The sequence below is a fragment of the Nostoc sp. genome (assembly GCF_036917815.1).
Classification (GTDB): domain Bacteria; phylum Cyanobacteriota; class Cyanobacteriia; order Cyanobacteriales; family Nostocaceae; genus Nostoc.
This window is the reverse complement of sequence record NZ_JBALEK010000014.1, coordinates 84,564-103,835: the sequence shown is the minus strand read 5'-3', so window position 1 is coordinate 103,835 and position 19,272 is coordinate 84,564. Positions and strand designations below refer to the sequence as shown.

At 42.9% G+C, this 19,272-nt stretch carries 24 protein-coding genes and 1 pseudogene; 13 read left to right on the top strand and 12 right to left on the bottom strand.

Annotated elements, in window-relative coordinates; genetic code table 11:
- Window positions 1–471: 471 nt before the first annotated feature.
- Window positions 472–744, bottom strand: coding sequence for a GlsB/YeaQ/YmgE family stress response membrane protein (locus tag V7K97_RS04470; RefSeq protein WP_334799482.1), 273 nt, complete (start codon window positions 742–744; stop codon window positions 472–474).
- Window positions 745–1,124: 380 nt separating this feature from the next.
- Here V7K97_RS04470 and V7K97_RS04465 point away from each other — a divergent pair, with 380 nt between their 5' ends.
- From V7K97_RS04465 to V7K97_RS04455, 3 genes are all read left to right on the top strand, one after another.
- Window positions 1,125–1,304, top strand: coding sequence for a hypothetical protein (locus V7K97_RS04465; RefSeq protein WP_334799481.1), 180 nt, complete (start codon window positions 1,125–1,127; stop codon window positions 1,302–1,304).
- Between the two features lie 380 nt (window positions 1,305–1,684).
- On the top strand, window positions 1,685–2,128 hold the full coding sequence (locus V7K97_RS04460; protein WP_334799480.1) for a hypothetical protein: 444 nt from the start codon (window positions 1,685–1,687) through the stop codon (window positions 2,126–2,128).
- A gap of 48 nt (window positions 2,129–2,176) precedes the next feature.
- Window positions 2,177–4,210, top strand: coding sequence for an NB-ARC domain-containing protein (locus V7K97_RS04455; protein ID WP_334799479.1), 2,034 nt, complete (start codon window positions 2,177–2,179; stop codon window positions 4,208–4,210).
- A 229-nt stretch (window positions 4,211–4,439) separates the two neighbouring features.
- Here V7K97_RS04455 and V7K97_RS04450 read toward each other — a convergent pair whose 3' ends face one another.
- Both V7K97_RS04450 and V7K97_RS31900 read right to left on the bottom strand, forming a co-directional pair.
- Window positions 4,440–4,808, bottom strand: coding sequence for a recombinase family protein (locus tag V7K97_RS04450; protein WP_334799478.1), 369 nt, complete (start codon window positions 4,806–4,808; stop codon window positions 4,440–4,442).
- Window positions 4,809–4,945: 137 nt separating this feature from the next.
- A pseudogene (locus tag V7K97_RS31900) lies at window positions 4,946–6,086 on the bottom strand (ISH3 family transposase).
- Window positions 6,087–6,513: 427 nt separating this feature from the next.
- Between V7K97_RS31900 and V7K97_RS04435 the strand changes: the two are divergent.
- The 3 genes from V7K97_RS04435 (at window position 6,514) to V7K97_RS31895 (ending at window position 10,081) form a co-directional block, all read left to right on the top strand.
- A complete protein-coding gene (locus V7K97_RS04435) occupies window positions 6,514–8,652 on the top strand; it encodes a beta strand repeat-containing protein (protein WP_334799475.1) in 2,139 nt (712 codons plus the stop codon).
- A gap of 209 nt (window positions 8,653–8,861) precedes the next feature.
- Window positions 8,862–9,566, top strand: a complete 705-nt coding sequence (locus tag V7K97_RS04430) for a CAP domain-containing protein (protein ID WP_334799474.1) — start codon at window positions 8,862–8,864, stop codon at window positions 9,564–9,566.
- A 404-nt stretch (window positions 9,567–9,970) separates the two neighbouring features.
- On the top strand, window positions 9,971–10,081 hold the full coding sequence (locus V7K97_RS31895; RefSeq protein WP_442938894.1) for a TPR end-of-group domain-containing protein: 111 nt from the start codon (window positions 9,971–9,973) through the stop codon (window positions 10,079–10,081).
- A gap of 171 nt (window positions 10,082–10,252) precedes the next feature.
- Here V7K97_RS31895 and psb34 read toward each other — a convergent pair whose 3' ends face one another.
- The 8 genes from psb34 to V7K97_RS04390 all read right to left on the bottom strand — a co-directional run bounded on the left by psb34 (window position 10,253) and on the right by V7K97_RS04390 (window position 14,988).
- Window positions 10,253–10,423, bottom strand: coding sequence for a photosystem II assembly protein Psb34 (gene psb34 / locus V7K97_RS04425; protein WP_334799473.1), 171 nt, complete (start codon window positions 10,421–10,423; stop codon window positions 10,253–10,255).
- Between the two features lie 638 nt (window positions 10,424–11,061).
- Window positions 11,062–11,574 carry a hypothetical protein gene (locus V7K97_RS04420; protein WP_334799472.1) on the bottom strand — a complete coding sequence of 171 codons (513 nt, stop codon included), beginning with the start codon at window positions 11,572–11,574 and terminating at the stop codon, window positions 11,062–11,064.
- A 539-nt stretch (window positions 11,575–12,113) separates the two neighbouring features.
- Window positions 12,114–12,656, bottom strand: a complete 543-nt coding sequence (locus V7K97_RS04415) for a cupin domain-containing protein (protein WP_334799471.1) — start codon at window positions 12,654–12,656, stop codon at window positions 12,114–12,116.
- Between the two features lie 382 nt (window positions 12,657–13,038).
- Entirely contained in the window at window positions 13,039–13,206 is a 168-nt protein-coding gene (locus V7K97_RS04410; protein ID WP_334799470.1) for a toxin-antitoxin system HicB family antitoxin, read from the bottom strand.
- A 395-nt stretch (window positions 13,207–13,601) separates the two neighbouring features.
- Window positions 13,602–13,943, bottom strand: coding sequence for a hypothetical protein (locus tag V7K97_RS04405; RefSeq protein WP_334799469.1), 342 nt, complete (start codon window positions 13,941–13,943; stop codon window positions 13,602–13,604).
- Between the two features lie 32 nt (window positions 13,944–13,975).
- On the bottom strand, window positions 13,976–14,098 hold the full coding sequence (locus V7K97_RS04400; protein ID WP_334799468.1) for a hypothetical protein: 123 nt from the start codon (window positions 14,096–14,098) through the stop codon (window positions 13,976–13,978).
- Window positions 14,099–14,210: 112 nt separating this feature from the next.
- Window positions 14,211–14,792 carry a hypothetical protein gene (locus tag V7K97_RS04395; RefSeq protein WP_334799467.1) on the bottom strand — a complete coding sequence of 194 codons (582 nt, stop codon included), beginning with the start codon at window positions 14,790–14,792 and terminating at the stop codon, window positions 14,211–14,213.
- Window position 14,793: 1 nt separating this feature from the next.
- Window positions 14,794–14,988, bottom strand: coding sequence for a ribbon-helix-helix domain-containing protein (locus V7K97_RS04390; protein WP_099102778.1), 195 nt, complete (start codon window positions 14,986–14,988; stop codon window positions 14,794–14,796).
- A 165-nt stretch (window positions 14,989–15,153) separates the two neighbouring features.
- Here V7K97_RS04390 and V7K97_RS04385 point away from each other — a divergent pair, with 165 nt between their 5' ends.
- The 5 genes from V7K97_RS04385 to V7K97_RS04365 all read left to right on the top strand — a co-directional run bounded on the left by V7K97_RS04385 (window position 15,154) and on the right by V7K97_RS04365 (window position 17,406).
- Window positions 15,154–15,381 carry a hypothetical protein gene (locus V7K97_RS04385; RefSeq protein WP_334799466.1) on the top strand — a complete coding sequence of 76 codons (228 nt, stop codon included), beginning with the start codon at window positions 15,154–15,156 and terminating at the stop codon, window positions 15,379–15,381.
- A complete protein-coding gene (locus V7K97_RS04380; protein ID WP_334799465.1) occupies window positions 15,371–15,610 on the top strand; it encodes a hypothetical protein in 240 nt (79 codons plus the stop codon). Before V7K97_RS04385 ends, V7K97_RS04380 begins: the two co-directional genes overlap by 11 nt.
- Window positions 15,603–16,304, top strand: a complete 702-nt coding sequence (locus V7K97_RS04375; RefSeq protein ID WP_334799464.1) for a hypothetical protein — start codon at window positions 15,603–15,605, stop codon at window positions 16,302–16,304. The genes V7K97_RS04380 and V7K97_RS04375 overlap by 8 nt, the downstream gene beginning before the upstream one ends.
- Before the next feature lie 134 nt (window positions 16,305–16,438).
- Window positions 16,439–17,089, top strand: a complete 651-nt coding sequence (locus V7K97_RS04370; protein WP_334799463.1) for a hypothetical protein — start codon at window positions 16,439–16,441, stop codon at window positions 17,087–17,089.
- Between the two features lie 23 nt (window positions 17,090–17,112).
- The gene (locus tag V7K97_RS04365; RefSeq protein WP_334799462.1) at window positions 17,113–17,406 is read left to right on the top strand and encodes a hypothetical protein; all 294 of its coding nucleotides are present in this window, start codon (window positions 17,113–17,115) and stop codon (window positions 17,404–17,406) included.
- Window positions 17,407–17,537: 131 nt separating this feature from the next.
- Here the strand turns inward: V7K97_RS04365 and V7K97_RS04360 are convergent, their stop codons facing one another.
- Window positions 17,538–17,855 carry an HNH endonuclease gene (locus V7K97_RS04360; RefSeq protein WP_334799461.1) on the bottom strand — a complete coding sequence of 106 codons (318 nt, stop codon included), beginning with the start codon at window positions 17,853–17,855 and terminating at the stop codon, window positions 17,538–17,540.
- Between the two features lie 47 nt (window positions 17,856–17,902).
- Here V7K97_RS04360 and V7K97_RS04355 point away from each other — a divergent pair, with 47 nt between their 5' ends.
- Both V7K97_RS04355 and V7K97_RS04350 read left to right on the top strand, forming a co-directional pair.
- Window positions 17,903–18,250 (top strand): hypothetical protein, encoded by a 348-nt coding sequence (locus V7K97_RS04355; protein WP_334799460.1) that lies wholly within the window; start codon window positions 17,903–17,905, stop codon window positions 18,248–18,250.
- A 5-nt stretch (window positions 18,251–18,255) separates the two neighbouring features.
- A complete protein-coding gene (locus tag V7K97_RS04350; RefSeq protein WP_334799459.1) occupies window positions 18,256–18,654 on the top strand; it encodes a recombinase family protein in 399 nt (132 codons plus the stop codon).
- Window positions 18,655–19,272 lie beyond the last annotated feature (618 nt).

The following is a 19,272-nucleotide window of genomic DNA, read 5'->3' as shown; positions in this document are numbered from 1 at the left end:
CGCCTCTGGACTGTTGTAGCCGACTACCTTGGATGAAGGAGGAAGAAATCTCTATTCTCAGCTTTGGCTAAGTTTAGGTAAGTATTTTGAAGCAGTGTTAGAGATAAAGAGCCTTTACTGCTCTGTTTTGAAGCTGACCCTGTGGCAGCAACCGAAAGTATCTTAGTTAACCATTAATAGCTGCTTAGAGTAAGCCTGTAGTCCCTGCCTCAAGTGTGGGGATTTTACTTTATGGGTGCGAACGCGCAGAGAGTCTCCAAAAGTTACCCGTCGCAGATATCGCTCCTTTGTCGATTTCCTCTCCGCGAGACGCGAGTAGCGCGTTCGCTTCAACCGCATCGCACCCCAATAAAATAATATTAGCGCCTACCTAAATATAGGTAAGCGCTATTGTTTTAATTAAATTCAGGGAGAAAATATAGTGAAATGAATTCCCTGATTTTTAGGATTAATTGATTCCAATTTAATTGATTACACAGCACTGCGACGATTCAGCAAGTTCCACAAGAAAACAGCGACAATTGCGCCAAGAACCGCTACTGCAATACCGGGAATGCTGAGTGTGGGGGCGGCTAATGTCAAGGTTCCTGTACTGAAGAATACACCCAAGCTACCACCAACAAAAGCACCGATAATTCCTAATAAGATTGTTGCTAAGATTCCGCCGCCTTGATGACCGGGGTAGATAGCCTTTGCGATCGCACCAGCAATTAGACCTAAAACAATCCAAGCAAGAATATTCATTGTTTTAATTCGATAGACGTTTTTTACTGACAAATAAACAATAGCAATCCCAACATTGACATTCAATCTACCAACAGAACCAATTATTAATAGCCTTGAGGATGAATGCTGTTACTTCTGGTGATATACCCCCTAATTGAAATGGATAATAAATAAAAAAGCTCCTATTAGGTCTAAAACTAGGAGCTAATAAATTCATTGCTTGATAATTGCAGTATATGCATTTTTAATGATTTCTCTCATCTACTTAAGGAATTAAGCTCCAGTTGAAAGCAGATACTCTTGTGCAATAGCGTAACCGCCCGTCGGAGGTGATCGCACTTACTCAACTTGTAGGATTCTGGCGCTATCTAGTGATGGTGATTGAATAAATGTGAAATGTGATGCCTACCCAAAAGAAGCGATCGCTGTTGGGGTGCAACTTTTTCTCTCTTGATTTGGTGGGGGCGATGGTCGGGAGCGATCGCTTGTATTTGCTGGGGAGCGATGGCAAGAGTGTAGTTTCTTTCTCAGTCAACATTGTGCTTAAACTCCATTTGGGCGAAGTGGTCTTGCAGTAGTTTGTGGATGAAGCGGTAGCGACCACCTACACGCTGAAGGAATAGGCGATCGGTGCAGTAATTGAGGAAGCGGGCATCGGTGAGAGGTTATGTAGCCTGCCCATTTTTCAAGCGAACGCGAAGAGCGTCTCGTAGAGAGGAAACTTGAGCGATCGCCTGATGCCCAGCTGGGGAGCGATCGCTCTTCTAGCCCCGGAACGGTTACGAAAGATTAGGACTTTGAGGTTCTTATTCCTCGAAATAGCCCAATCGCAGAATGGCGCATTACAAAAGATCCGTAACTTCAGTTATAAGTTTTTTATTTCGATTGCGGAGATTGTGGAATTTAGAACTCTAACCATGTAGTAATAAATAAGATGCCGTGCAAAAGAGGTAGCAATATGGAGCCATTGACTGCTGGTGCGATCGCCATTGGGACTGTGATTGCGACTAAGGCTTTGGAAAAAACAGGCGAAAAAGTAGGCGAAACTTTATGGGATAAAACTGGTCAGTTTCTCGTAACTCTGAAAAAACACTCTCCCCATACTGTAGTTGCTATTGAGAAAGCGCCCTCTCAACCACTTGATTATGGTCAAGCTGTATTAGAGGTAGAATCTGCTGCTATTGCTCATCCTGAAGTAAATCAAGCTGTGCAGGAATTGGTTGCAGAAGCATCCGCTAATCCACCATTAAATTTAGCGGAAGCATTGAAAGAAATTGCCAAAATTTTAGCAGAATCGGCAATACAATCAACAGGTGACAATATTCAGATGAGCGGTAAGTCCTACGACCAAAGTACTTTTAAGCAAGTAGGGAAAATTCAAGCAAACGAGGTGAATTTTTAGTAGGAGCGGATTGTAAACATCCCCTGTAAGTAATACTTGTTATCCGCAATGGCAGAAGCAAACAACTCTAATCCTTCAGATAAGTTCAACCTTGAAACCACAGCGCACGAAAAGAGTCAAGTTAATCAAGTAGGGCAGATAATAGCAGATACGGTAATTTTTGGGACTGCACAGCGAACTGGCAAACCCTTCCAAGCACCACCTCTGCCAACTTACTATGTAGACCGTCCAGAATATAGTCAAGACTTAAAAAAACGTTTGCTTACACAGTCGAATGATGTGCGTACTTTGGTAGTGACTGCCATTCATGGCTTGGGTTCGGTTGGTAAATCTACCCTCGCAACGGCTTTAGCGCACGATCAAGAGGTACAAACTCACTTTTGCGACGGTATTCTCTGGGCAACATTAGGTCAGCAGCCTAATCTTCTATCCCTGCTTAGTGGCTGGGTACAGGCATTGGACGATTACAATTTCAAAGCCACTAGCGTAGAAGCTGCTTCCACTCAACTACGCACATTGCTGTATGACAAAGCTGTGCTGCTAGTAGTAGACGATGCTTGGAATACAGAAGATGCCCAAGCTTTTAATGTTGGTGGAGCGCGTTGTCAAGTTTTAGTAACAACCCGTGACGCTGCGATCGCTCATGTATTAAGAGCAAGCACTTATAGCCTAGATGTCATGACACCAGAGCAGGCTATAGAACTGTTAACTAAGAAGTTAGGACGCGCGATTACTGGTGCAGAACATCAGTCAGCGTCCGATTTAGCCAAAGCCATTGGTTATCTCCCACTAGCATTAGAATTGGTAGCTGCTGAAGTGGCTAGTGGTACAACTTGGACTCAATTGTTAGAAGATTTTCAGCAAGAGATAGCCCGATTAAAAACTCTTGACCGACCAGAAGCAGAAGAAATTACTGATGAAGCCATTTTAAAACGCTTCAGCTTAACAGCATCATTAAATTTGAGTGTCAAGAGAATGCCTAAAAAAAAGCAGGAGCATTTCTCTTGGTTGGGAGTATTACCGGAAGATGTCACCATAACTAAGATGATGGCAACGACTTTGTGGAAAATGGATGTACGTGATACTGCCAAGACATTGCAATATTTGCAAAATAAAGCACTGTTATTGTCTGGAGTTACTTTGGCAGATGGCACACCAACCTACCGTTTACATGACTTATTTCATGACCTTGCACGTAATTTGTTAACCGCTCCACCAAACCCAAAGTCCGAAGGCGATTTACCAGGGTTAGGTATAACTCTTACTAATGCTCATGCCACCTTTATGGAGAAATACCGACAAAAAACCCAAGATAGTTTGTGGCATACCCTGCCCAATGATGGTTATATCCATCAGCATCTAGTTTGGCATTTGGAAAAAGCTGAAAAGGTAGAAGAAATTCATTCATTATTGCGGGAGGAGTCAAAAACAGGAGCTAATGGTTGGTATGAGGCGTGCGATCGCTTGGGACAAACTGCCAATTTTGTAACTGATGTTGCTCGTGCTTGGCAATTGGCAGAATCCACCTGGACTCTCGCAACCCTACCTCAAGTTATTGGATTGCAGTGTCGCTATGCTTTGATTATTGCATCCCTTAATAGTCTGGCAGCTAATTTACCAATTAAATTGCTTCTGGCGTTGATCGAAAAAAATGTATGGACTCCCGAACAAGGACTTGCTTACGTTCTACAAAGCCCGAATCCAATACAGAAAGTATACTCGCTTACTAAGCTAGCCAATCATTTACCACCAAACTTAAAAGAATTAGGACTCTCAAAAGCACTGACTGTTGCTTGGGAGATTCCGGATAAGTCGAATCGCGCAAGAGCCCTAATTAGTTTGGCTGATAAATTGCCAGAATTGTTACCTGAAGCACTGGCTGCTGCTAGGGAGATTCCGGATGAGCAGAATCACGCCGATGCCCTAATTAGTTTGGCTGATAAATTGCCAGAATTGTTACCTGAAGCACTGGCTGCTGCTAGGGAGATTCCGCATGAGAGTAATCGTACCCATATCCTACGTAGATTAACTGATAAATTGCCAGAATTGTTACCAGAGGTATCGCGCAAAAGCCCTAAGTAGTTTGGCGGCTATTCTGCCAGAATTGTTACCAGAAGCACTGGCTGCTGCTAGGGAGATTCAGTCTCAGGATAATCGCGTCATTGTCCTAAGCAGTTTGGCTGGTAAACTTTCACAAATACAAAAAACTCCACTTTTTGAGTACTGGCGAGAAACACTTCACATCTTATCTGTTCACACTCGCACAGACTTACTCAAGGATATAAAAGCATTAACTCCTGTTATATTTATTTTAGGTGATAAACTTGCGCAGACCGGCACGGGTACGCTCTATGGTCAGTTCCCGCTCCATCTCTGCGAGGCTTGCCATCACATGAAAGAAAAACCGCCCCGAAGCTGTACCGGTATCTATGGCATCGGTCAGGCTCCTGAACTGCACACCCTGTTTATGCAGGCTTTGCACCATATCCACCAGTTGCTTGACACTACGCCCCAGCCTGTCCAGTTTCCAGACCACGAGCGTATCGCCCTTCCTGAGCATATCCATTGCCTGGTTAAGCCCAACGCGCTCGGTGCGGCTGCCGCTTACCTTATCCTCAAAGATGCGTTCGCAACTTGCTGCTTTAAGCGCGTCATATTGCAAAGCCAGGTTTTGATCCACAGTCAGTAGACCGAAAAGTTTTGCGATCGCTAAAAAAAAGTAGTCTGTGATACCGTTTATTCAGGAATGTACAAAAGCTGATTTCGAGAAGTGAGTTATAAGCTCAACTTATAGAAAGAGTGGTAAAACGACCAAAATCAGCCAGATGGTAAACAAACTTCGCAGGCTACGCCATACTCGCGGTCTACGGCTTGACATAAAAATTCAAGCATTTGTTTGAGCGTAAATAGGTGAGAAAGAACTTGTCTAGAACTTCTTTTTAAACGGCTGAGATAATGCCAAACTAGATAAATCCAGATGTTAATAATTAAAAAGGATAAGGCTACAAATAGAAAACGGATGGTAGGATTTTTGATAGTAGTTTTAATCCGACACTGGTTTTTCATCCGGTAGCTGCTCTCAATCCCAAAACGAAGGCGATAATCATCATGTATGAGATGTAAAGACATCTGTACTTTATAGACTGCATAAATAAAGAACTCACGCCCATGCGCTCTTCTTTTACCGTTTTTGTATGTACAAACTATCCATACTTGAAACGTAACTGACCCATATTTATCACTGTTCAAGGTGTAAGAGGTTTTATAACTACGCCTACCTCTAATTAATTGTCTAGTTCCTCCAGTTTTACCTCGAATAATAGCTGGCATCTTCATTGGGTATATCCAAAGCTTGTAACCATCTAATCACTGGTACACAGAAGAATTCTCTATCTAAATAAAGGCGCTCAATTTTCAAGTTAATTGGTTCAATCAGCGCTAGAAGATAAGTGATAATTGCAACTAAAGTATCCTGCTGCCGAACAGCTTTAATGGATAACGTTACTCGTTTATGCTTTTTAATTACATACAAGGTGGCATAAGCATAAAAAGAACAAGTACCGTTTTTTGCTTGACTTCTATAAATATATGGCGCTTCTAATGGCGATGGCTCACCATAATAAGGAATTAAATTAAAGTCAATGGCAATTTTTTGTTGTCCTTGTCGAATTCCGCTTGGCAGGCGGCTTTGAAGCGCCTCATTTAAATGCTTTTCTAAAGAAGCAAGGTCTGAATATTTCTCTAAATGATAACGAATATCGTTAATTGTAGGAACATTATTCAAAATTTTAGTAGTATTTTCAATACTATCTCTTTGAGTAGCTGCTCGAATTAAAATTTCAAATATATTTTGTTGTTCACACTTGCCTTGAGTTTTAATTGAAACATTTTCTACTAAACAGTTAACTACTTCATTCAAAGTTTTACTATCAGTTAGAACTGGGGTAGTTGCAGTCATAGCCAAACCAGATATTCCTCTAGCTTAATTGTCACGCAATTCCTTAACAAAATTTTCTGAAACAGTGTCTCAACATGATTGTGCTTCCAAATTTGCTTTTAGTTAATGATTACTTTTACTTATATATCAATTACGAGTTAGCAGTTCACCACTAGTATTTAAAAACACATATTTTTAAGTAAGAATTTACTTAAAAAGCTATTTATTACATAGCGATCGCAAAACTTTTCGGTCTACTGAATTTGGGAAAACCAAGTACAGAGAATTTAATCGATGATCGTCCTTGAGAAAACTTTGCGATTACTGAAATTGACTTTGACGTTTCACAGATGGTAGCAGTAGAAAAAATGCTTGCAGACTCGTAGTAGTATGAACAAAAGTCAAGATATGAATTTTTATACAACGTCAAAAAATAGGAGTAATCTGAATGTCTACATTTACCGTCACTAATACTAACAACAGTGGGGCAGGTTCACTGCGGCAGGGAATTCTAGATGCCAATGCCCTGACAGGGAAAGACATCATCAATTTTGGGGGACTATTTACTGATGGGCTGGCTCATACCATCAGTCTGGCTGGTAGTGGTCTGAGTATCACAGATAGCCTGACCATTGAAGGCACAAATCCGAGCTTACTAACTATTAAGGATGATACTGCTGACCGTGTTTTTGATATTGGCAAAGGTGTAACAGCTGCAATCAACGGGCTGACTATTACCAATAGCTACGATGGCACAGGAGGAGGCGGTGGTATCTTCAATGAAGGCTTCCTTGGACTGAGCAACAGCATCATCAAGGGCAACACCGTGACGATAGGCACTGGTAGCTACGGCGGCGGTATTTACAATACTGGCAGCCTCACTGTGAACTACAGCACCATTAGTGACAATACTGCATTATACAACAATAATACTAACACTATCAACTATGGCGATAGCTACGGTGGGGGCATTTACAACACTGGTAGCCTCACACTGAACCACAGCAGTATCACTGCAAACATCGGTGGCATGGGCGGCGGCATCTACAATCATGGTGGTAGCCTCACAGTCAACTATAGCACCATCAGTGGCAACACTGGAAACGCCATCATTGTAGATGCCGACGGCGGTGGTATCTACAATGATGCTACTGCGACTGTGAGTAACAGTACCATTAGTTACAACACTACAAACGGTGGCTCCGGCTACGGCGGCGGCATTTACAATAAGGGCAGGCTTACACTTAACCACAGTACCATTAGTGACAACACCATTAGTGTCAACACTGTAGACAGTACCTCCCGCAGCTTTGGCGGCGGCATCTACAATGATGGTACTGCGACTGTGAGTAACAGTACCATTAGTTACAACACTGCAAACGGTAGCTCCGGCGAAGGCGGCGGCATTTACAATAAGGGCAGGCTCACAGTTTACTACAGTACCATCAGTGATAACACTGCAAAGGGCGATGAGCGCAGCGGCTACGGCTACGGACTAGGCGGCGGCATCTACAATGATGGTACTGCGACTGTGAGTAACAGTACCATTAATGACAACACTGCAAAGGCCGGTGCTTTTGGCTTTGGCGGCGGCATCTACAATGATCGTACTGCGACTGCGACTGTGAGTAACAGTACCATTAGTTACAACACTGCAAAGGCCGGTGTTTTTGGCTTTGGCGGCGGCATCTACAATGATAGTACTGCGACTGTGAGTAACAGTACCATTAATGACAACGCCGCAAAGGGCGATTACGGCTACGGCGGCGGTATTGCCAATGATGCTACTGCGACTGTGACTGTGAGTAACTGCACCATTAATGACAACACTGCAAACGGCGGCATCAGCGGCGGTGGTGGCGGCGGCATCTACAATTATGGTACTGCGACTGTGAGTAAGAGTACCATTAGTGACAACGCTGCAAAGGGCGATTACAGCAACGGCGGCGGCATCTACAATGATGGTAATGGTACTGCGACTGTGAGTAACTGCACCATTAATGATAACACTGCAAAGGCCACTGTTTTTGGCGGTGGTGGCGGCGGCATCTACAATGGTACTTTTGCTACTATGACTGTGAGTAACTGTACCATTAGTGACAACACTGCAAACGGTGGCTCCAGCTTTGGCGGCGGCATCTACAATGAAAATGGTACTGTGACTGTGAGTAACAGTACCATTAGTGACAACGCTGCAAAGGGCAATCACAGCAACGGCGGCGGCATCTACAATTTTGCTACTATGACTGTGAGTAACTGTACCATTAGTGGCAATGAGGCACACTTTGGCGGTGGCATATACAATAATTTCCACCTAACGGTGGGCAACAGCACTATCAGGCACAATAAAGCTTTCGGCATCGAACTCAGTTCTGGTGGAGAAGAGTCAGGCAAGGGTGGCGGTATTTACAACTCTAACTCTAGCTATGGCACCGCCACAGTAGACTACAGCACGATCGCTTGTAACTTTGACACCTCACAAGAGGATTCAAATAAGCATATCAAGTCTGATGATGTGGTAGGAAAATTCATCACCAAGCACCATCATAACCGGATTGGCAACCTCAGTGGCAGTACAGGTTTTTAGAGTAACCCAAGTTGCTAGGGCATTGCTGGTTTGATTGTTTTTTCCCGTGTCCATGATTCTCTGACTGTGCCAAAACGGGGAAAATTGGGGTGGATCTAGCGAAGCTGTCATGAGGGGCAAGATAGGTGGAAACAAGCCACAGAAGCGTTTACAGATTTATTTTTTCTAATTCACCGGCATTAATCCATAGAAAAATTGTGAGGTAATGGATGCATCGCCTGAAATTTTGGGTATTTTTGTCAATTGCATTGATATTCGGTTGCTCAGATAAACTGTTTCAATTTAACCCGTCTATGGCTAACTCTAACCCAGCAGTAGTTCCAGAAACTAGTTCGACTTTATTAACAAACGCAAGTTACCTTTCACAATTGGAACAACAGGTAATTGTTGAAACAAATAAGGTACGAACAAATCCTAAAGCATACCTCCCGATTGTGGAAAACTATAGAAAGCGCTTTGAGGGGAACCTAGTCAAAGTTTCTAATAATACCTATTGGCAAACTCAAGAAGGAGTCAAAGCAGTTGATGAGGCGATCGCATTTTTGAAATCAGCACCTCCTGTGGGAGCATTGAGTGCATCTAAGGGTATGTTTTTAGGAGCAAAAGACCATGTTAAAGATCAAGAACTAAAAGGCACCATAGGTCATGATGGTAGCGATGGTAGCAACCCCTTTACTCGCATCAATCGCTATGGTACATGGCAAACAACCGCAGGTGAAAATATCACTTATGGCTTCAACACTGCTGAAGATATCGTCATCCAATTAATTATTGATGATGGTGTAAGCGATCGCAGTCATCGAAAAAACATTTTTAACGGCGCTTTTAAAGTCTCTGGTGTTGCTTATGGAACTCACAAAGTATATAGAACAATCTGCGTAATTGACTACGCTGGTGGCTATATAGAAAAATAATTTCAGTCTGGAATTGGGGATATGTAGAGCGACGAATTATTTGACCGCAGCGACAAATTAGAAGTCAAGTTTTTTACGCTTACTGTGCTTTGCTTCCAGCAAATGGTTAATGGAATTTATCTGCTTATCCTTCAGAATTGGCTTCAAAACCAACTTGCCCATAAACGATAGTTGGGAGAAGTGAAATTGGTAACGGTATAATAAGCTTTCTAGGCTATTCCAGGTAAACAACTTGCCCAAAAATGGTTATTTTTGGCAATGATTAATGCCACTTCAGAGCTTTTAACTTAAAAAATCAAAAATTTTCAAATTTAAGAAGCTGTAACTCACTCTGGACAATACTTTGGGCGATTATCTAAATTTCTTAGCGTACGATTTTCCCGTTTCGGCACGATGACCCCAATATGAGTCCTAACCAATACCAAGATATGGCGAAAACTGACTCAGATTTTGATAATATTCGTTCAGATGAACAATTTCAGGCGTTGATCACTCCTGGTTCGCTCATTTTATAGGCGGTTAGAAAAAAGACGGAACGGAAAAATAGGGGTTACAGTGTTTGTACCAGATGGCGAACCGTGATTGTCGGCGCTTTGCGATGGTCGCTCCGCGAACCGCCGCAGGCATCGCCAGCGTTGTGAATTAATCTTGGGTATTGCTTCACCGCTTGTCACCATCCAAAAATCTTAGCTAACACCAAAGGCAACCAAAACAATAGCAGTTACTAGCAAGGTGGCAACTGCGGCTTGAAACTTGTAACGATTTTGTTGCTCTGGTGAGGGATACTCAGCGTAGTAAAGCTGGGGTTCAGAAGCGTAGTTGTTGATAACGCCGTTTTCGTTAACTGTGGTGTACATAATGTTTTCCTGTATTTGTTACTTTATGTAAACTAATTTAACAATATTGTTACAAATGGTCAATATTAGTTGACAAAGAATGCCTGATAGGATTTATCAGAACTACTTATCTTGGGGCATTTTCTTAGAGGATAGCGTTGGTGCAGCCTAAGAAGAGATGACCTCTGGCTGGGCAAAGCACCATCACTCATACACTCCAAAATGAATCAAGGTAATTATCATGATCAATAACGACGCGCTCAGTTCCAGTTTTACCTAGACATTACCTAGATGTGAGCAATACTTTTTTTAAGGATATTAAACAAAAAGGCGATCGCAGCATTACAACTGAATTACCTTTTCCTCTAAGAAACTGATCGCTTTCCTGACTCCCCTGACCCAGCTTGTAGTGCTGGTGCATTGGTGATGGGTGCGTAGTTTACCGCCGCAGACATTACTTTTCCTGAACTCAAACTCAAAGGCGATCGCAGTACAACACTATGAGCCGCCTACTTTTTACTGCAATATCAGCATATTTAAGCGAAGCCAATTGGCTTTGACCCTGACAAAAGTTGTGCAGGGAACTCTATTTAGGAGAGTGATTTTTTTTCGGGGAAGATAGCAAGCAAGCGCTTTGTGTGCCCTGAGTTTCTATTTCTTCAATCGGCATCCCGTTCCACAATTTGGGCTTGCAGTACCCGATTTTGTAAGGGGGAGGCAGTACGATCAACTCTACCCACAACTACGACTGACTCTCCTACCGTAAGCGAGTCGGAGACAAGTGTGCCATCTGCGGACTCAAACAAAGCAAAAGTGGTATCAACGGTAAACGTCACCCCGGCAATGATGTACTGTGGACAAGGCCGACCTGGTTGACACACAGGTCTAATGTCAGGTGTGCGAACCGTTGCTGTCCGACCCTCAATGCTAATTACCTTACCTTGAATTACAATGAAGCGAGTTGTCTGGGTATTTGGCGGATAACAAGGACCACCATCAACACCAATACAAACACCGCTGGAATTGATACCGATTGAGCCTTGTATGATTGTCAGTGGTTTAACAACTTGAAGTTTGGTTTGCTCTTTGGCAAACGCAGGAACACTAACCATAGTAGATAGTAAAGCCAGTCCGACAAAAGCTGCGGGTATTCTAAGGCAGCTAATAAGCATAGTAATGTTTCCTTTTTAAATATCACCTGTACTTACTTATTACTGTCAAGCGCACAAGTTTTATGCAAAACGCGCCACTTCTTTACAAAAGTTCCTGCAATATTTTCATGAAAAAATGGTTTTAGTAAACCTAAAACTACTATTCCGACAAGCTGCTAGGGTGTTGGGAAGTGTTCTAGGGTGTTGAGAGCGTTCTAATAGGCATTGAGCCGAGATACGTGTAAAAACCTGCAAGATGGTCTGGAAACACTTGCTGTATCTATGTTTTAGTGTTTTTGACTGCTCGGTTTATAAGGCTTTCCGCATATTGGACAAAATTTATACCTTAACGACACGACTAACTGGGGGTAAGCCGGGATACGTGCAAATTGAGACACGCTGCAAAGAATTATTACAATGATTGTTTTCTTAGTTTCTTAACTTGCCCATAAATGCTAAAGGAGCAGATGGTCAAGAATGATGAGCTGACAATGTAGATCAGCCGATCCGCAAGCGACATGCCTGCGTCGATCTTGGGGTGCCTGAATGTCGAGCGCCAATCAGGCGGCTAGGCCAGCCCCCTCAGGACGCAGAGGATCGGGTCCGGGCAACATATCCATGCCATACCTGCTCAGAAGTTCAGGGGTCATCTTGATAATCGCGGAAGCATTCTTCGGCGGGAGAACGCGTTCGGTTGCTGGCGTCCCGAACTCCACCAGGGCCGCCTCAAGGCTGGCGGGCGTGTAGCCGTTGAGGAAACGCGCGGTTTCACTAGTCACGCGGAAGGCGTGCCGTGTATTGCGCGGGACCATGAGGAAGTCACCTGTTCGCGCCGTCTTGATTTCGTCGCCGATCAGGAAGGTAATCTCACCGTCGAGCATGTAGAAGGTTTCGTCGGACCAGGTGTGTTTATGCGGCCCTGGGCCCGAGTCCTTCCGCGCTAACTCCTCCATCATGGAGAAGCGACCGCCCGTGTCCTTGGCTGACGCGAGGACGATCCACAGGGTGTCTAGCCACCAATAGGCGGGCGCGGCGTCGACGTTATGAATGAAAAGTTCCGAGCCAGGCATCGGCGGCTGGGTATTTGGGGTTTTTGTGCTCATAGTAACGTTTGATCTCCAAATTAGTTTTGAATTGGGTATTTGGCGCTTGTACCAAAGATACTGAATGTTTTGAACGGGGCGCATCTAGCGGTTGGGGGAGGGGTAAGTGAAGAAAGTTTCTGGGATGAGATAATTGAGTAATTATGCTCAAAATTCTTGGTTGTTTGTTTTTCTGTGTCATCATTTTGGTTTTTGCTACAATCTACCGCCGGAAATCTTTGAAATCTAGATAGGGTAGGGGTTTCCAGACCATCTTGCAGGTTTTTACACTTATCTCGGCTCAATGCCTAATACTTTAAATCCCTGCCTAAGTGCCTTTAAATGGCTTCTAGGACAGGGATTTTGTGAAGCATTGGGTTGAAACGGACAGAGTGTATTCTGTTTAACAAGCAAGTTTAAGGCTTACATAGCGATTTAAGCTAACATTTTGCTCTGCTGCTTCTATAGCTAATCTACGGTGATGCTCTGGAGGAATGCGAACTTGAAATTTACCACTGTGTAGGCTGTGGATTACAGGGTCAACAGTCAAGCAATGAAAATCAATCGGCATGGTCGCGCCAAGGTTCTTACTCAGCAAGAGATACAGCTAATCTTCAGTGATGGCTTAGACAATAACCGCTCACGCACTTTGTACGGGGTTTATCAGCTCCTACTAACAGGGGGGTTGTGTTCAATCATACCCCCTATTTTTTTCCTTTCAATTGGCTATCTAGTCTAAACTCCAGTCATATCGCTTTTAGTCTAAACTCCAGTTCTAATACTTATCTGTGTAAGAAAAGTGCCTGACCGCCTTTGCATAGCAACGAAGAAATTTTGATGCTCATCTGTGATTGATGGCTAAAATTCAGTTTAGTTTGCCCCTGGATGCAGCTACCTTCGCACTATCCCAACTCAAAGGCGATCGCTTATTTGAATGCGATCGCCATTTTCCTCTAAGAAGAATTGTTAGTTAAGAGTAGCATCAGCATCTCTTACCTCTTGTAGAAAATCAGGTAACAATAACTTTAAAGAACTATCTACCTCAATTTCATCATTATTTATCTTACGAAAAACAGTCTTCATTACTTCACAAGCTTCATCAAATGAACAATCAAGCTGTTGCTCAATGATAGAAACTAACTTGGTTGTCTCGTCTAAAAGTTCAATACTATACTTCATAAATACCTCTTTTATATGAAAGCGATCGCTATCATAACCGCGATCGCCCTTTTCCTCTAAGAAAATTGCTAGTTGAGAGCAGCAGCGATCGCACCCTAAAACGCGTAGGCATTCGCGTAGCGTCTCCAAGAGTTGCCCGCCGTAGGCATCGCCTTTTTCCTCTAAGAAATTACCTGCTCAACTGCATCAAGCAACTTTCTTGATAGTTCTAGCCAACGCTTCAGCCTTGGATTTGTTTCGGCTGCTGAGTGAATTGTGGAAGGGTCAACTTCCTTTCTTCTCATAGGCTGCAAGTTTAACAACAAATACATGCTCTAGTTGGTTGCGTTGTTCTGGTGTCATTTTAGTTGAGTGCAGATACGATGCCTACGGCGGCAAGCTACGCATAACTGTTGCTCATGGTAACTTGCCGCGATCAATAAACTCACCAGCAGCCAACGAAAGTTCAAGCCTTTTTTTCCGAGCTTGATACTTTAACCAGCCCAAAATTTTTAATTCAACGTAGTTGGCTTCGACGTTGTTCTGTTTGCATAAATTTTCAATGTAAGCATTGTATATCCCATTTATTCCAGGATTACTTGCAAATAAATTCAAAGCATAGGTTAGCAAATCGGATTCACTAAAACCGATTTCTCTTGCTCTAGAACAAGCTAATTCATAGGTATTGGCTGGGACAAAGGCAGGGAATTCAGTATTGTACCAGCCGGAATCTGCTGGCTTGGGGATAATCTGCCTACTATAAATCGATTCGTCTGTCAGAAACAGAGTTAGCGCAGATTCTGCTATTTGGGATTTGGAATAGGTTAAGACTGTTCCTCTAAGAACTGCCTTGTAGTAAGTATCTTTAGGAACAAAAATATTACGTAGTTCCTTTACATCTTCGCGGATGCTTACCACTTCTTGACCATTGATTTTACCAAAATCCTCATGAGTTTCTAGAAACTGTTGTAATTGCTCGATAGTCCTTGGTATAGGCATATTATTCTCCCTTCTGTTGATTTTGGCGGCGGAGTTTTCTATAAACTTCCATCTTGGTACGAGACTCAATGAAGTCTAAAATTCCCAGTTTTATGCAGTCTGCCGCGACTGCTGATAAGGACTGTCCAGTATCATCCGCCAATTCCTGTAGCATTTCTTTAAGGTCATCTGGAATTGTTACGTCTATTTTGGCCATTAATTTTAAGATACAGCACAACTACCGCTTATTACTCTATTTTTGCCCCAAATCTGAGGCTATAGTGATAAAATCACAAAAGTTAAAGCGATCGCCCCGGCAAAGACGCGATCGCTCCCACCCGTAGGCAGTTCCATCCAAATAGACTTGGAGGCAATTAACATTATGAGTCCAGAGCAGGAAAAAAGGGAATACGTGCTTAATGCGATCGCATCCTACCCAACACAAGCCGAAGCAGCGATCGCACTTGGGACAAGTCCTAGAGTGGTTTCGCAGTGGAATACCAACAAAGCCACACCCAGAGAACTGGCAGTTAGAGTAATTCAATTATTGGATGCTTTAAAGAATGCAGGGGTTGAGATACCACCACCACTAAGTTTTAGTGGCAGTTGATAAAGCTAGAAATTTACTACCTCAGTTTATAGCTGGTGAAGAATTTATCAGATTGCTAATTACTCAGGAAATTCGACCAGACATCTCGACAATTTATAGATGGTTTAAACAATCTGGCTCTAAATACAACAAATCAACCTGTTATTCAACTGAGATAATGTTTGCTGTGATTTATCGAGCAGTTGTTTGGAAATTCATTGATACAAGGAAGAATAGAAACAATGGCTAGTTTACCATCTGGAGTAAGGCGAGTTTACAACTCTCTCTACAAGCGTAGAGTTACTGGCGGTAACTCTTATACTCCTACTCCTACACAGATTAAAGAGTATTTTGATTCTCAAGGTTTTAACATTGAGAGCATCACTGATGAACAATTCAATCAGGCTGTTAACCATTTTTCTAAAGGTGAATTGTCTTTAACAACTCAGCAAGAGTCCAGCCTATTAGAGAGCCAGTCAGTTGCCGGGGTTTCGCCGATTGTAGAAACTGGCGTTTTGAATCAGAATGATGTGAACGAAAGTGACAATATGCCTGAATCTAGCCTTGTTTTGACTGAGCAGCAGTTACAAGGCATCGTGAGTACTAAAGCCGTGGAAATGTCACTTCAGTTATCTACTTCTGATATTGAGTATGTAGCTGGTCAAATTGATAGTATTGACACCACATTAGATGATGTTCTCACTCAAACTGAAAACTTATTGTGTGCCTACGCTGACCACAAAAAGCAGGAAGGTATACAAAAAATCGATGCAATGTTTGGGCGGGTTTATAACCATGTTCAGTCTAACAATGAGGATACATCGCAGCATATCTCTAGAGGATTGCAGCAGTTTGGGCGTGATGTAGAGCAATCACAACAAGACTTTAAAAGCTCAGTCTTTACTACTCTCGAACGCCTTAAAGTTTCAAACAATTCAGCGTAGAGTTGCACTGCTAATCGTTGCATTTCTCTGGCTAATGATTGGGTGCAGTTGGAGCGTAAAAATGATGAGCGATCGCTACTCCTATCGTCAAATCCAACAGTTGAAAAAATATCACAGACAAACTGAGGTATGGAATGAATATAAAAAACCACATGAAAACTAAAGGTAGACGCATCCAATCCAGGATGCAACGTACCTTTGGAATTGACCCAGCTTTTTTAATTAAGTGCTGTGAAGGGGATGAAACATCACTGAAAAAGCTAGGACAAATGGGGCGTGAGGGTGCATTAATTACTAAACTCATGCCTAAAGTTCAGGCGGCTGCACTTTCAACAATTCAGGGAACACAGGATTTAAATGTTGGTATTGCTCAAGTTATTAAGCAAGCTGCTACCTCATCAATCGCAATTGATAGAGCCTCGGCTGAGGTAATGCTTGCTAATCAGCGTTATGGAAACGATCGCAAAGAACTAGCAGCAACATTCGCTACATCTAAGCAAACTGAAGTAATCCGCCACAGTCAAACAATTGACTACATCAAGCTTAATGCTTACATTGACCAACACATGATGCGGATTGATGGCGATACTCGTCTATTGGAAGCAAGCAATAAACCAGAGTTCCGACAAATTGACGCTGATTTGGCAAGAAAAGATAGAGTTGCTGACCACCTACTGAAATATGGCGATATATCGCAACCCGAATTAATACCCCAGAAAAACTATCTAGGGGAAGGGTTTGTAGAATCACTAGCCAAAATTAAACGGGCAATCCTCGGATTCTAGTAAAAATATAGTGACACTACCCTATGCTGTCAGAGGAATTAGAAGAACTGAGTGAAAGTGATGAAGGTGCTGTGTATGCGTCAGATACAGCGCTTCCTAAAGACTTAGCAGAGGTTTTGCAACAAGAATTGCAACGCAGAGAAGAAACTTTACTCGTCAGAAAAAAGATTTTTACTTTTTTTGTGAGTTGGACTTTTCACGCCACAGGAGTAGCGATCGCTAAATGGTGTTTGGTTATTGGTGGTAGTGGTGCTTTGTGGACAGCTGCAACACTGTGCTTGGCATCACCGTGCCAAAAAAGGTTTTTTGTACGCTAAGAAATTTTCAAGTGTCTGAAACGACGATTTTTCGTTCAAACTAGATTAAAACTAGCAGCAGAACCATAGTTATTTCACCAATTTGATGGTGGAAATCACTTCTTAAAAAGCTTACCCCATCTTGGATTAAACTAAGCGAGACTCTCACAAGTCCCGCTCGTCTTCAAAACCGGACGTGACACTTTCGCATCATCTGGCTCCTCAATGACTTGGCTCTTGTTATGAGTACCTCTAACCACCTTGGGGCTGGGCTTGACGCTATTACAGTCAGATTCACCGTTTTTGTTTATTACGGCTTTGATGCCCTTACTGCCATTGCTGGCAGTTTTTGTGTCATGGCAATGTCTGTGTAGAAGTTGAATATTTTTGTAATCATCCTTACCACCTTGCGATTTAGGGATAATATGATCAACTTCTAGCACGTATACACCCACTGTATGGTCAGTCACTTGTAATACTACAAATTCGTAAAGTAGGGCAGGAGACTAAAGTAACTGTGGAAAGTCCATTGGGAGGATTTTTATCTCTAAGAGCAACGGAAACTGACCTATGGACACAACAAGCTAAGACAACCCAAAGAGTTGAGAAGTTTTTACCTGAGAAACTACTGCGATTGAGTGAATGGGTAGCAGAGCGATCGCTATCTTTTCGGAAAGAATTTTCTTGTGTTTCTGAAAATAAAGGAGTCGAACACAGGAAAAACAATAATGAGACAAAAGCATCTACTACCAACCGCTCAACCCGAAAACTCAGAAAAGCTAAGTCGTCTAATCAAGCTAACAGCACAGTTAGTAGACAAGATACTCAGAAGCCAAAGTCTCGACGAGGCGATCGCAAGGAGTAAACCAGATGAATAGTAAAATTAGAACGATCCATTTGGAACGCCGTGCAGTTGTTTACTTGAGACAATCTACACTAAGTCAGATAGAGCTACACCGTGAAAGTACTGAAAGACAGTATGCTTTGGCTGACCGTGCGTTGGTCTTAGGTTGGGACAAAAGTCAAATATCAGTTTTGGATAGTGACCTTGGTAAAAGTGGGCAAACCACAACGGGACGTGAGGATTTTCATCGACTAATGGCTGCTGTTGGTTTAGGAGAGGTGGGGGCTGTTTTGGCTCTCGAAGCCTCAAGATTTTCTCGTTCCCAAGCAGATTGGCATAAACTTTTAGATATCTGTGCCCTTACAGATACCTTGGTAATTGACCACGATGCTTTCTCTGTCGTTGGAATTGGTTTGTCCGGTTGAACTACTGCTTCCATTGGTAAGGGATTGATTTGTCGCGTTTTAGACATATTTATTGCTACTTGTGACTTTACATTCCAAATCATCGTGAGTCCGTCTGCATATCCTCACCATTACAGTGGGGCATTCGCTTCTGACTCAATCCTGCCTATCGCCCCATGCGGTTAGCACCTACTCAGTTATCGACCTAACTGAGAGAGAACGATAGGTTACTTCGTTCCGAATGACCATTGGTTGAATCTTTAGAGTTGATACTCTCCACCGGGTTTCTTGGGAGTGCATACTGGTCAAATCGGAATTGCCAGTCCTTATCCTTTGCCTTTTGGCTCCAGCGCATATAGCCTTATTTCGCTGGTTCTGCGTGACGATGGTTAAAAACGTATCTTCGCTTGCGCTACTCATGGATTCTTGCTTGGAGGGAACCAGCTTAGGCTGCTAGTTAGGACTCCTTTTCTTCCCGCTTTACGGATTGATGGCTAGTCGCTATCGTAGGGAAGATGCTGTCACCGCTGCACCTGCGGGGTAGGATTTGCACCTACATGGTCATTCAGTTGTCATGGTTCTATGAACCAAGCTAACCGTCCCTGAGTATTTCTACTCATTTAGGTTAAACGAATCGCA